Origin of the sequence: Fibrobacter sp. UWR3, from assembly GCF_900143055.1 — a bacterium.
GTDB lineage: Bacteria > Fibrobacterota > Fibrobacteria > Fibrobacterales > Fibrobacteraceae > Fibrobacter.
In genome coordinates this window covers 77915-90978 of record NZ_FRCW01000011.1, presented here as the reverse complement: position 1 = coordinate 90978, position 13064 = coordinate 77915, and the positions used below count along the sequence as shown (strand labels likewise).

Sequence of the window (13064 nt, the reverse complement as noted above, 5' to 3'; positions counted from 1 at the left end):
GACTCGGGACTACGCCACTACACCTACGTAGTCGAGAATCTTTTGAACCTGTTGTTGGATTGAGATGTGTGTAGTGTCAATTTCGATTGCGTCGTCCGCCTTCTTTAACGGGGCGTTCGCGCGGGAAGAATCCAGGCGGTCGCGTTCGACCAGATTCTGGAGAACCTCCTCAAGAGTTACCTTCTCGCCTTTTTCAAGGAGTTCCTTGTAGCGGCGTTCGGCGCGGACCTTCACGTCCGTCACCATGAAGAACTTGTACTTCGCGTCGGGGAAGACTACCGTGCCGATGTCGCGGCCATCCAGGATGCAGCTCTGCTTCTTGCCGATTTCGCGCTGCTGCTTGGTCATCGCGGCGCGGACAGACGGGAGGGCGCAGTAGATGCTCACGTTGCTCGAGACCTTCATCCCGCGGATTTCGCTTTCGCGGCAAACGCCGTTGATGAGGATATGGTTTTCGGAGTCGAACCCGAGGGTGAGGTTAGAGAGCAGTTCGTCCATCGCGGGGCCTTCCTCGGCCGGCAGTCCCTTGTCGAGGGCGGCAAGCGTCACCGCGCGGTACATGGCTCCCGTATCCAGGTAGGTAATACCGAGGGTCTTGGCCACAATCTTGGCCGTGGTGCTCTTCCCGGTACCCGAGCCGCCGTCGAGGGCGATGACAAAATTTTCAGAACTACTCATGAGTGGGGGCAATTATAGAAATTTTTGCCCTAGTACTCAAGATCGTAGAGGTAGACCGTGGCCGTATTTTCGCGCGTATCCCAGAAAATCAGCTGCGAACCGTTCTTGTACAGCGAAAGTTCGTAGTCGTCCTCGTAAAAGTAGTAGTACGAGCCGTCGTCGTCGTGGCCCGAGCCGTACTGCCTTTCCGTGTAGTAGAAGTTGTTGCGTCCGTCCAGGTTGAGCGAGGCGAACCCGTCGGAATCAATCCGGAGCGAGGCCGTGTAGGCGGGGCTCACCGGCTCCTCGTAACTGCAGTCGTACAGCCCGAAACTGTCGTAGCGGCAGTCCATCACGTAGTAATAGCGGAAAGACCTGTTGAACAGGGCCCCGTCCGCATCCGGCGAACCCGCGGTCCAGTCCCCGCCACAAGCGGCAAGGAGCAGGGGCAAGAGCGCCACCAGGAAAATCTTTCTAAAGAATAAAGCCATGCTTACCTAAAAAAATACCCCGACCGGAGCCGGGGAACAAAAGATTACAGACAACCTATCAGTCAGATTCGTAGTCGCCGTTGAAGATCTGCTCTTCGGCTTCCTCGGTGTTCTCGTCGTGGAACTCTTCCGGAGCCTGGAGGTCGCGGGTACTGCCGTACTTGCGCTTTTCTTCGTCGGTCAGCTTGTTGGTGAACACTTCAACCTGCTGTTCCTGCTCGGCTTCCTGTTCTTCTTCCTGCAGAATCTTCTGGCCTTCCTCAAGACGGCGCTGGATGCGCTTCTGTTCCATCTCTTCGAGGTTCGTGCCGACCTTGGCCTGTTCCTCGGAAACGACGTAGCGTTCATTGGCTTCGTCCATGGCGGCCTTGATACCCACGAGGCGGCCCCTGCCATCTACGGACAAGCCTGCCTTACGGAGGGTAGAAAGCGGCAAACGGCGAGCTGCGGTCTGGTACTCGGGCTTGAATTCGTAGCCGTCAGGGCTAATCTGATTAGCCTCGTCAGGCGTCACGTAATCAAGTGCTTCCTGCCAACGGGAACCCTGCACACAGGAAGTAAAGCCAACAAGGGCTTTGTCGAGTGCCTCCGGATCGTTCGACGTGCCAGCGCAGCCGATCAAAGCGAAAGCGGTAAGTACTAAACCCAGCAATATCTTTTTCATAGGGAGAAACCTCCGTAAAAAAATTATCCCACACATAATATATAACAATTTTTTCGGCAAAATATCCAAAAAAGACAAAAAATTCATAACTTCGTGCTATAAAAGCACTTACAATCACTAAAAACAGGTCAGATTTGCTATTTTCTGGCCCAATATGAGTGAAAACGCAGATATTTACCGCATCAAGACCTCCGATGACCGCGAAATAGTCCTTATTGGCACGGCCCACATCTCGAAAGTATCGAAGGAACTTGTGCGCGAGACCATCGAGAACGAAAAACCCGACACCATCTGCGTCGAGCTCGACGAAGGGCGCGCCAAATCCATCCAGGACCCCGAACGCTGGAAAAAGACCGACCTGAAGGAAGTCATCAAGAAGAAGCAGCTCGCGACCCTCATCGCGAACCTCGTGCTCGGGTCTTACCAGAAGAGGATGGGCGAACAGACCGGGGTGAAGCCCGGGTCCGAACTCAAGGAGGCGGTCGACCTCGCAAGCGAAAAGGAAATCCCCGTGGTTCTCGCCGACCGCGACATCAAGATTACGCTCCGCCGCACATGGGCCTGCACGCCCTGGTACCGCAAGTTCAGTTTGCTGGGCGGGCTATTCGCAAGCATCTTCGACAAGACGGAAATCAGCGAGGAGGAACTCGCGAAAATCAAGGAGCAGGACGCCCTCAACTCCATGATGCAGGAATTCGGCAAGAGTTTCCCCGAAGTGAAGCAGGTGCTTATCGACGAGCGCGACCAGTTCCTCGCGAGCAAAATCAAGAACGCTCCGGGCCAGAAGGTCGTCGCGGTCGTGGGTGCGGGCCACATGAAGGGAATCGCGGGCATCATTGAAGGCGACAAAGAACTCCCGAGCGAGGAATCCATCAGCGTTATCCCGAAGGGCGCTCCCATCTGGAAGATTATCGGGTGGGCCATCCCGCTCGCGATTGTCGCAAGCATCATTTTCGTGGGGTACAAGGCGGGCGTCGAGAAGGCGGGCGAACTGAGCCTGCAGTGGGCGATGCTTACGGGCGGCGGCGCCATGCTCGGCACGATTATCGCGGGCGGGCACCCGCTCACCATCCTGGTGGCGCTGGTCGCCGCACCGTTCACGGGGCTCACGCCGCTTATCGGCGTCGGGTTCTTTACCGCGCTTACGCAAGTGTACATGAGGCCGCCGCGCGTGTCCGAGATGGAGACGCTCTCCGACGACATCTGGCAGGTGAAGCGCTGGTGGAAGAACCGCGTGACCCGCGTAATCCTGTGCTTCCTGTGTCCGGGCATTCCGGCGATTATCGGGAAGATTCTCGCGATATTCCAGATATACCAGGCATTCTAGTACGCACTCTCTTCGAGAGAGGGATAGGACATCGACGTCACTTCGTTAGTCGTCTCTCCCTCCCCTCCTTTCAGGAGAGAGAGGGATAGGACAACAAACTCATTACATTCGTTTGTTGCCCTACGGGTTACGGCCCATGGCCGTAATCCTTGACTGCGTCTGGTTCGCTTCGCTCACCCGCAGTCAATCGAACCCTCTGCGAGGGTTCTCATACCCTTCCTTGCCTATTGAAACAAAAACGAGGCTTTTCAGCCTCGTTTTCGTTTCAAGGAGAGAGAGGGATTCGAACCCTCGGACCTGTGACAGTCTCCGGATTTCGAGACCGGCCCAATCGACCACTCTGGCATCTCTCCAAGGTTCGCATAATGTAGTAAAGTTTTAATCTTTTGTCTACCCTTTGAAACAACCAGCCTTATTTCTACATTTGGCCCCGAATCCATAAAAGGATCCAACAGACTTCAGGTTTATGAGCGCGAGTGCGCTTCGGGGCTTTTCAAGGTTCAGCCGGGTAACCGGCACAAGAACCAATCGATAGTGCGGCATGGGCCGCAGATGAAGTTTACGGGTCCTGAAGGCGCATCATGACTAAGAATACCGAAGAACGTATTCCCGAAGAAGATATTAACCCGAATTCCAAAATAGCACGTGAAGCGGACGCTTTCCTAAGCGCTCTTGCTGGCGGTGCGGACGAAGACGAAGCCGACGAGGCAGCATTCCTCGCACTGAACCCGAACGGAGTCGTAGTCGACGAAGAAGGCGACGTGCTGAAGAAGGGTCCCAAATCCGCCATCGATGTCGGCACGAAAGTCGAAATCGAGGAAGGCGAAGTCGAACAGGAACTTGACGAAGACTGTTCGGCAACTTCATCGGCATCGGACGAAGAATACGCCGTGTCGAAGAAGGACTGCGCGGATCAGACTGTTGAAAAGGAGATGTCCGGTCAAGCCGGACATGACAACGCTACTGCCGAGGAAGACAACACGGATATCGAACAATCTTCCGACGATGACAACCCCGCCGACGAAGCACTCGTAACCTTCGAAGATCTAGGACTCGCGGACGAAGTTCTCGAAGCCATCAAGGCGATGAACTACGAGACGCCCTCCCCCATCCAGGCGAAGGCGATTCCCGCACTGTTGCAGGGTGCAAACCTGCTCGGTACGGCTCAGACCGGCACCGGCAAGACGGCCGCGTTCTCGCTCCCGCTGCTTTCCAGGCTCAACTTCAACGGGCACGAGACATCCATGCTCGTGCTGACGCCGACGCGCGAACTTGCCATCCAGGTGGCGGAAGCCATCCAGCAGTACGCGGTGAAGATGCCGAAGGTACACGTGGTTCCCGTCTACGGCGGGCAGGATATCGCAGTGCAGTTGCGCGCCCTCAAGCGCCAGGCGAACATCGTGGTCGCAACACCGGGCCGACTCATCGACCATATCAAACGCGGTTCCATCGTGCTTTCAAGCGTGAAGGCCATCGTGCTCGACGAGGCCGACGAAATGCTTGACATGGGATTTATGGAAGATGTGGAAACCATCCTGAAGGAAATCCCGGCCGACGCACAGCGCGCGCTCTTTAGCGCCACGATGCCTGCCGACGTGAAGAAAATTATCGACCAGCATTTGGGCGAATACGAAGAGGCCCGCATCGAAGGCAAGACGACGACCGTCGAGAACATCCGCCAGCGTTACCTGCTGGTGAAGAACGAGCACAAGATCGAGGCGCTCGCCCGCGTGCTCGAAGGCGAAGACTTTGACGGTGTGCTGATCTTTGTGCGCACCAAGCAGAACACCACTGAAGTCGCCGAGAAGCTCGAAAGCCGCGGGTTCAACGTGGCCCCGCTCAACGGCGACCTGGCGCAGTCCATGCGCGAGCGCACCATCAACCGCCTCAAGATGGGCAAGCTCGATATCGTCGTCGCCACCGACGTGGCCGCCCGTGGCATCGACGTGGACCGCATCTCGCTGGTGGTAAACTACGACATTCCCTACGACACGGAATCTTACGTGCACCGCATTGGCCGTACCGGCCGCGCCGGGCGAAGCGGGAACGCAATCCTCTTTATCACCCCGCGCGAAAAGCGCATGCTCAAGACCATCGAGAAGGCCACCCGCCAGCCCATCGAAGTGATGGATTTACCGACCGCCGAAGTCATCAGTGCAAAGCGCGTCGCCGCCTTCAAGGAAAAGATCAGGAGCGTCATCGACACCGGCGAACTCGAGAAGTTCAAGGAACTCGTGGAAAGCATGGTCGCGGAAAGTTCAACAACCGCTACTGAAGGCGCCGAACCTCTGACCGCCATCGACATCGCCGCCGCCGTCATCAAAATCTGGCAGAAGAAGCAGCCGCTGTTCCCGGAACTCAAGCCGCTTGACGCCCCGCGCGAAAAGAACCGTGGCGGGAGGGATTTCCTCGGGCGAGATTCCGATAAATCCGCCGGCGACTTTACGAACGAAGAAAAGAGCCGCCTGCGTAAGGAACGCAAGGAAGGCAGCAACGGCGTGGAAGAAGGGTTCCTGCGCTACTACATGGGCGTGGGCCGCATGGACCGCGTGACCCCGAAGGATATTGTGGGCGCCATCGCCGGCGAAGGCAACATCAGCAGCAGCAACATCGGGCGCATCAAGCTCTTCGACAGGTTCAGTACCGTCGAACTGCCCGAGACGCTCCCGCAGGAAGTTCTTGATATCTTGTCTGGAATGACAATCCGCGGAAACGATTCCAAGTTCCGCCTCATGACCGACGAGCCGCCCGCAGGCCCGCGCGAAAGCAGGGAAAGCCGCCGCGGGTTCCATCGCGGTGGTCACGACTTTGGCCGGGGCGATCACCACGGAAAAAAATTCGGCGAAGACCGTCCGTTCGAGAACCGCAAGGCACGCCGCGAAAAGATGTTCGCCGACCGCAAGCCGGGCAAATTCGAAGACCGCCCGTTCCGCAAGGATCACGACGAGCGCAGCTTCGGCGACAGGCCTTTCCGCAAGACAAGGCGATTCGGACGTGTATAAGTTTTTCGAAAAAGAATTATATTAGTCTCGCAAAATGAAACAGGCAGTTAAGAAAACAGTTCTCGATAACGGCATCACCATTCTGACCGACTACATGCCGCACGCCTATTCCGTCGCGATGGGGGTGTGGATCCCGCGCGGATCGCGACACGAAGCAAAAGACGAATTTGGCCTAAGTCATTTTTACGAGCACCTCGTTTTCAAGGGAACCGAGAACCGCACGGCTCTCGAGATTGCACGCTCCATCGAAGACAAGGGCGGAAACCTGGAGGCCTACACCACAAGGCAAGAGACCGGATTCTACGCGCAGATTGAACGTAGCCACCTTCCGCTCGCCGTCGACGTGATTGCCGACATGCTCATGCACCCGCGCATGGACAAGAAGGAGATGGAAAAGGAACGCCGCGTCATCATCGAGGAAATTCACAGCTACGACGACATTCCCGAAGAAATCGTGGGCGACGTGTTCAACGCAATCCACTTCAAGGGTTGCGGCATCGCACATTCCATCACGGGCACCGTCAAGCAGGTGAAGGCGCTCACGCACAGGCAGATGCTCAAATACAGGGAGCAGGTGATAAACGAAATCCCGCTCCTCGTTTGCGCTTCGGGCAAGGTCGACCACGAGGAACTCGTGCAACTTTGTGCGGAAAAGTTTGCGCAGAAAAAATGCTCCGGTGTGTTGCCCGCAGACACCTACAGGGCGCACAACAGCGTGAAGGTCGTGCAGAAGCAGGACATCGCGCAGTCGAACCTCTTCTGGGGCTTGAGTTTTGACCGCAACCTGATGGACGAGCGCGGGCGTTGCGCCCTCTCGCTTTTCAACGTCGCGATGGGCGCTGGCATGGCAAGCCGCCTGTTCCAGAAGATTCGCGAAGACAAGGGACTCGCCTACTCCGTGTATTCTACCGCAGATATCTACTGCGACTGCACCGACTGGGGCGTATCGCTTGCGACCGAGCCGCACCAGCTGAAGACAGCCCTCGAGCTCTCGCTGAACGAGACCCGCAACTTTCTGAAGCGCGGGTTCAACAAGGGTGAGTTCGAGCGTACCAAGACGAACATTTTGGGCGGGATGTACCTCGGGGCAGACAGTCCCGAGAAGCGCGTTGTCCGCATGGCGGAACAGATGCTGCACCTCGGGGAATTCCACACGATGGAACACTCCGAGAAAATCATCAAGTCCATGACCGAAGATGAAGTCGTCGTTACGGTGAACCGCCTGTTCGGTGCTGCAAAGTTCTCCGCCGCGGTCATCGAGCCCGCCGGCCGCAAGAAGACCGAACTGGACGTCGACTTCTTTTAAGACGGTTTGCGCCTCCGCGCATTTTCTAACAAGCGATATACAGCAACTGAATCAAGACGTTGCGCATTTCCAAACAGGCGACAAACAAAAAAGCGCCCCGCCCTGTTACAGGCGGAGCGCAATTTCTCGCGTTTTCGCTAAGTCAGCTAATTAGGCAGCCTTCACGACTTCGACGACCTTGGCAAATGCTTCCGGATCGGCGACGGCCATGTCCGCGAGAACCTTGCGGTTCATCTGGATGTTGGCCTTGGAAAGCTTGTAAATGAACTGGCTGTAGCTGATGCCGTGTTCACGGACGGCGGCATTGAGGCGGACGATCCACAGGGAGCGGAACGTGCCCTTCTTGTCGCGGCGGTGAGCGTAGGCATACTGACCGGCGTGAGCAACTGCGTCGATGGCAAGGCGAAGGTTCGACTTGCGACGGCCGTAGAAGCCCTTGGCGGCCTTGAGGATTTTTTTGCGGCGTTCGCGGGAAGGAACTCTGGTTTTAGCGCGTGGCATTCTTACTCTCCTTATGCTACTACAAGCAGACGCTTGACGTGATAGGTATCGACCTTCTTGACGAGTGCACCCTTACGAAGGTTGCGCTTACGCTTAGTGGTCATCTTGGCTTGAATGTGGCGCATACCAGCGCGCTTGAACTTGACGTGGCCGGAACCCGTCACGCGGAAGCGCTTCTTAGCACCGCTGTGTGTTTTCATTTTAGGCATTTGTACCTCGTAGGTTAATGTTAAGCCTCACCTGCTGCCTTTGGCTCGGTTGCGGGCTTCGGTGCCTGGTCCTGCTTTTTGGCAGAACCCGCACCACGTTTAGGACCGTAGATAGAAAGCATTGTGTTGCCTTCCACCCTGGAGTCCATTTCCAAATCGCCGAATGGTGCCAGGTCTTCCTTGGCGCGTTCCATCAGGCGCTTGCCGTAGTCCATGTGCGCCATCTCGCGCCCACGGAACTGCATGATAAGCTTCACCTTCATACCATCCTGCAAGAACTCGGCCGCCTGCTTGATCCTGTACTGGTAGTCGTTCTCGGCAGTCTTCGGGTGCATCTTGATTTCTTTCAGCTTCACCACGTGCTGCTTGGCCTTAGCAGCCTTGGCCTTCTTGACCTGCTCGAACTTGTACTTGCCGTAGTTGATGATGCGGCATACGGGCGGTTTTGCATTCGGAGACACTTCCACCAGGTCCAGTCCGGCGTCCTTTGCCATCTGCAATGCCTTGCTCGTCTCGATGATGATGGCCTCGCCATCTTCCTTCACAAGACGAATCGGGGAGATATGGATATCTTCGTTGGTACGGGTCCCATCGCTGGGACGGTTGGGCATGCGGCGATCGCGCGGATTAGGGAACAAGTATACTCCTTGGGTATGATTGTTAATGTGGGCGAAAATTTAGCAAGTTTTATGTAAATTTCAAATATCTTTCGACAAAACCCTTTAAAAAATGCCCGATTTTTGTATAATTGGGCTTGTTGCGGCGGTAGCTCAATGGTAGAGCCTTAGCCTTCCAAGCTAATGGTTGCCGGTTCGATCCCGGTCCGCCGCTCTAGGACCCCTCGTTCGAGGGGTCTTTTTCTATTCAGCCTCCCTCGTGAAAGGCCATTTTTTGCAATCAATCAGGATCCGCCGGGTCATTTTCTATGCACCGGACCGGGTATTTAATACCCGCCACACCGGTATGCAATCCGACACCATTCAAATCCATTCGATAAGCATATCGGCCATTATCATTTGTAGACGTCCAAAAAGCTGTTGAACCACTCCTCATGCTATAACCGTCGCCATCTCCTTCTGCAGAAATCCGCGCTGAAAATCCATAGGGATCAGTGCCATTTTCCACGCTCTGCGAAAACAAGGACTTTTCATCACCAACGAAATCAAGTAATTTTTTCCAATCAGTCCAAGATGCTACACGCCAGCGAACTGGACACAGGTACCGACCACGCGCCCAGGAATACAATCGCCCCATCGCATCGCAACTGTCCTGCACATCATTGTAACAATATCCGGAATCTGACACATCCGAACTATGATTAGGATCCGGATCAAACCACTCTTGAACTGACTCATAATTGAGGTTCTGAGCCATCCACACTTGCTCCCCTATCCGAATCGTCTTATAAACATGGCCATCCCTTTCGTCCAGGACTTCGCCATACTTACCCGACTCGAGAAACTCCTGATTCAAATATTCCGTAGTAACGCATTTGTATTTTGTACAGTCGTACGTTCCAGAAGGCACTACAGCATAGGAATTTTCTTTCCAAGAAGTATCTTTCTGGGCATATCCCTTAACACACCGAACAGCGTTCGCGTTTTTCTTGGGTTCCAAATCAGAAGATCGATTCGCTCTATTATAAGCTATGTATATGGTCTTCGCATTCTCGAAGCCTACATCAGAAGAGCTCCAAAAAAATGTAATATGGCCTCCGTCTTCACCACAACTTCCACTAAAATCGGTTGTTGCAACCGCAGAAAAGCCAAATTCGTCTTCACCCTCATAATATCCACCACCCCTGCACCAGCCTTCTTTTGATTGAAGTTCATTGCGGGATGTACGATTTCCACCAACAGCTTTAATTAAAGTGCCCAATTCTTCCGATGACGGTATATGCCAGCCCTCGGGGCAAACACCCTGTGCCGGAAGAATGAGAGCCGGGTCACAAAGCCTTTCATTACCGCATCCCTTGGCATTGGTCGTAAATACACGAGCCGTATCCATAGCGGACATCCATGTATACAGTCTTCCGTACTTCTCGCAATATTCCGTAGAATCATTATAGCAAGAACTCATCAAAGCATTAAAGTTGAGATTCTGAGCCATCCATACTTGATCACCAATCTGAATGGTCTTGTAAACCTGGCCATCTCTTTTATCCAGAAACTCGCCATACTTGCCAGCCTCTAGAAAATCCTGATTTAAGAATTCAGTCGTAATGCACTTGTACTTTGAACAGTCGTATGTTCCCGAAGGCATTATTTCTACATCTTCACGACTATCCAGAACACTGCTGCTACTGGTCTTGTCACTATGAGAACTCGAAGAGTTCGTGGAACTGCTACTGGATACGTCTGTCTCGTGTTCGTTTGACTTCGGTGTGATGAAGTTGCTGTCATCGTCGTCGCAAGCGGAAAGCGCCAACAGGGACGTGACAGAAAGAACCAAGAGTTTCACGTGTAAATTGAAAATCATGATTGTCCTCCTTTCGTCTAAATATAAATAATTTCTAAATTTGCCTCTGTAAAAACGGCCGACATGGAGGCAATTATGTTTTTCGAACAAGCCATCGCACACCAGATTCCGGGCTACACCAAGGAGGCCGACTCACTCCACGGCGAATCGCTCGCCATGCTCGACTACAAGGACGAGCTGAAGGTCAAGAACGACGCCATCCAGGAATTCTGGGACGTGAACCGCCTTGCCGGCAACCCACAGAAGGTTATCGCGAGCCCCATGCCCCGCGGGTACCGCACCACGAGCAAGCGCCGTGTGTACATGCAGCCGGGCAACCTGCAGTTCGACCGCCAGGAATCGATGCTCGAACCCGAGGAACACAACAAGATTTACGACTTCCTGTTCGAGAAGCTGATTACGCCCGCGTACAAGCCGCTCGCCTACGCGCTCAACTGGATTATCATCCGCGGCACGTACCAGTACCGCGTGGTGATTTTCAACATCAAGAAGATTGACGCGAGCATCGTACGTAAACTCAAGTTGATTTCGGACGCACTGAAGGAATCGCCCCTCCACGTGACCGCGGCGCACGCCTACGTGGACACGACCGAATCGGACTACTACCTGGAATCGAAGCGCCCCACCGAAGGGCTCAACTTCAAGCAGCTCTACGGCCCGCGCGAACTCAGCCTGAATCTCGGGCACTTCAGCCTGCGCTACCCCGTCACGGGATTCAGCCAAATTAACGAGAGCCAGATTCACAACCTCATCAAGGCGGCGAGCCGCATGCTCAGCCTCGGCAAGGAAGACCACTTCCTGGACCTGTACTGCGGTTACGGCCTGTTCAGCTTTGCGCTCGGCGAAGCCGCCAAGGACGTTCTAGGCGTGGAATGGGAAGGCCCGTCCATCGACTGCGCGAAGGCTTCCGCAAAGCACCTGAAGAAAAACTACCGCTTTATCGCGGGCAAAATCGACGAGATGTTCGTACAAACTAGACTCCCGAAGCCGGTACTGAACGAGCCCGAAAAAATCCTGCTCGACCCGCCCCGCAAGGGCTGCGAACCCGGCGTGATTCACGCGCTCGCGATGAGGAAGCCTATCCGCGTGGCACACGTGTTCTGCGGCACCGACGAGATTCCCGCATCGCTCAAGGAATGGGAACGCTACGGCTACCGCGTGCGCGAAGTGCAGCCGCTCGACCTGTTCCCCGGCACCCCGCACCTCGAAACCATCGTGATGCTCGAGAGGAAATAAGCGTGGAGGAAAAAAAGCCAGCACTCTGGACACGCAACTTCGTGACGGTCGCCGCCGCGAACTTTCTGCTGTTCTTCAGCTTTTACCAGCTGCTGCCGATTCTGCCGCTCTACATTATCGAGAAGTTCCAGACCGACAACGCAACCGCAGGGTTCATCATCTCGCTCTACACCATCGGAGCACTCGCCTGCAGGCCCTTCGCGGGATTCCTGGTGGATACGCTCTCCCGCAAGCCGCTTTACTTCTGGACGTTCTTCGCGTTTACCGCATGTTTCTTGGGCTACAAGACGGTGGCCTTTTTGCCGATACTAGCCGCAGTGCGCTTTGCCCACGGTCTCTTCTTCGGGATTTCGAGTACCGCGAGCAACACGGTGGCCATCGATGCGCTCCCCGCAAGCCGCCGCGGGGAAGGCATCGGTTATTTCGGGATTAGCGTGAATCTTGCGTTCGCGACCGGCCCGATGACGGGTATGTTCCTGTACGAGGCCTTCGGTGACACCATCGTGTTTATCATTTCCATCGCGCTCTGCGTAATAGGCCTCATTCTCGTGCAGACGCTCAAGGTCGCCCCGAAAGAAAAGAAGCCGCACGCACCGCTTTCGCTCGACCGGTTCTTCCTCACCCGCGCCATCCCGCAATTCGTGAACTTTATCTTCGTGGGGTTCGCCTACGGGCCCGTCACGAACTACATCGCACTCTACGCGAAGGAACTGGGCATCGGAGGTTCCGGCTGGTTCTATGCGCTCATCGCGGCAGGGCTCATCTTGAACCGCGTTATGACCGGGCGCCTGATTGACCGCGGCTACCTGATTCACCTGGTGGGCACCGGCATGACGCTCAACATCGTCGCGTACTTCCTGCTCGCCTTCAGCCATGCGCCCGTCACCTTCTTCGCATCGGCATTCCTCATCGGTACGAGCCTCGGGCTAATTTTCCCCGGCTACCAGACGATGTGCGTGAACCTCGCCCGCCACGACCAGCGCGGCACGGCGAACAGCACGTACCTGAGCGGCTGGGACATCGGTATCGGGGCGGGCATTTTGGCGGGCGGCTCTATGGCGGGGCATTTCGGCATGCACCAGCAGGTATTTTTCACCTGCGCCGTGGCACTTGTAATCGCCGACATATTATATTTCACGTGGACCGCAAGGCACTACCTGAAGAACAAACTGGAAGGATAATCCCGGCGGAAA

Annotated in this window: 12 protein-coding genes and 2 tRNA genes; 6 read left to right on the top strand and 8 right to left on the bottom strand. The window is 55.2% G+C overall.

All coding sequences use genetic code 11. The features are described 5' to 3' along the window. Positions 1–9: 9 nt before the first annotated feature. From cmk to BUA44_RS13105, 3 genes are read right to left on the bottom strand one after another with little or no spacing between them, the layout of a single operon-like run. Positions 10–678, bottom strand: coding sequence for a (d)CMP kinase (cmk, locus tag BUA44_RS13115; RefSeq protein WP_072812879.1), 669 nt, complete (start codon positions 676–678; stop codon positions 10–12). Positions 679–707: 29 nt separating this feature from the next. Further along, positions 708–1148 (bottom strand): hypothetical protein, encoded by a 441-nt coding sequence (locus tag BUA44_RS13110; protein WP_072812877.1) that lies wholly within the window; start codon positions 1146–1148, stop codon positions 708–710. A 58-nt stretch (positions 1149–1206) separates the two neighbouring features. Beyond that, positions 1207–1812 (bottom strand): hypothetical protein, encoded by a 606-nt coding sequence (locus BUA44_RS13105; protein ID WP_072812875.1) that lies wholly within the window; start codon positions 1810–1812, stop codon positions 1207–1209. A gap of 154 nt (positions 1813–1966) precedes the next feature. Between BUA44_RS13105 and BUA44_RS13100 the strand changes: the two genes are divergently transcribed. Then, complete coding sequence (locus BUA44_RS13100) at positions 1967–3139, top strand: TraB/GumN family protein (RefSeq protein ID WP_072812872.1); 1173 nt, start codon at positions 1967–1969, stop codon at positions 3137–3139. A gap of 268 nt (positions 3140–3407) precedes the next feature. Here the strand turns inward: BUA44_RS13100 and BUA44_RS13095 are convergent. After that, positions 3408–3492: transfer RNA gene (locus BUA44_RS13095), tRNA-Ser, on the bottom strand. Between the two features lie 228 nt (positions 3493–3720). On the opposite strand from BUA44_RS13095, the gene BUA44_RS13090 reads away from it, so the two are divergent. Next, positions 3721–6141, top strand: a complete 2421-nt coding sequence (locus BUA44_RS13090) for a DEAD/DEAH box helicase (RefSeq protein WP_255370563.1) — start codon at positions 3721–3723, stop codon at positions 6139–6141. A 34-nt stretch (positions 6142–6175) separates the two neighbouring features. Further along, positions 6176–7447, top strand: a complete 1272-nt coding sequence (locus BUA44_RS13085; RefSeq protein ID WP_072812870.1) for a M16 family metallopeptidase — start codon at positions 6176–6178, stop codon at positions 7445–7447. A gap of 150 nt (positions 7448–7597) precedes the next feature. Here BUA44_RS13085 and rplT read toward each other — a convergent pair whose 3' ends face one another. From rplT to infC, 3 genes are read right to left on the bottom strand one after another with little or no spacing between them, the layout of a single operon-like run. Continuing rightward, positions 7598–7948 (bottom strand): 50S ribosomal protein L20, encoded by a 351-nt coding sequence (rplT, locus tag BUA44_RS13080; RefSeq protein WP_072812868.1) that lies wholly within the window; start codon positions 7946–7948, stop codon positions 7598–7600. A gap of 11 nt (positions 7949–7959) precedes the next feature. After that, positions 7960–8157: a 50S ribosomal protein L35 gene (gene rpmI / locus BUA44_RS13075; protein WP_072812865.1), complete on the bottom strand. Its 198-nt coding sequence runs from the start codon at positions 8155–8157 to the stop codon at positions 7960–7962. 20 nt (positions 8158–8177) lie between these two features. Continuing rightward, positions 8178–8795, bottom strand: coding sequence for a translation initiation factor IF-3 (gene infC / locus BUA44_RS13070; RefSeq protein WP_254794707.1), 618 nt, complete (start codon positions 8793–8795; stop codon positions 8178–8180). Positions 8796–8916: 121 nt separating this feature from the next. Here infC and BUA44_RS13065 point away from each other — a divergent pair. Then, positions 8917–8988: transfer RNA gene (locus BUA44_RS13065), tRNA-Gly, on the top strand. A 66-nt stretch (positions 8989–9054) separates the two neighbouring features. Here BUA44_RS13065 and BUA44_RS13060 read toward each other — a convergent pair. Beyond that, positions 9055–10635 (bottom strand): FISUMP domain-containing protein, encoded by a 1581-nt coding sequence (locus BUA44_RS13060; RefSeq protein ID WP_072812860.1) that lies wholly within the window; start codon positions 10633–10635, stop codon positions 9055–9057. Positions 10636–10710: 75 nt separating this feature from the next. Here BUA44_RS13060 and BUA44_RS13055 point away from each other — a divergent pair, with 75 nt between their 5' ends. After that, entirely contained in the window at positions 10711–11871 is a 1161-nt protein-coding gene (locus tag BUA44_RS13055; protein ID WP_072812937.1) for a class I SAM-dependent RNA methyltransferase, read from the top strand. A gap of 2 nt (positions 11872–11873) precedes the next feature. Continuing rightward, positions 11874–13052 carry an MFS transporter gene (locus BUA44_RS13050; RefSeq protein WP_255370562.1) on the top strand — a complete coding sequence of 393 codons (1179 nt, stop codon included), beginning with the start codon at positions 11874–11876 and terminating at the stop codon, positions 13050–13052. Positions 13053–13064 lie beyond the last annotated feature (12 nt).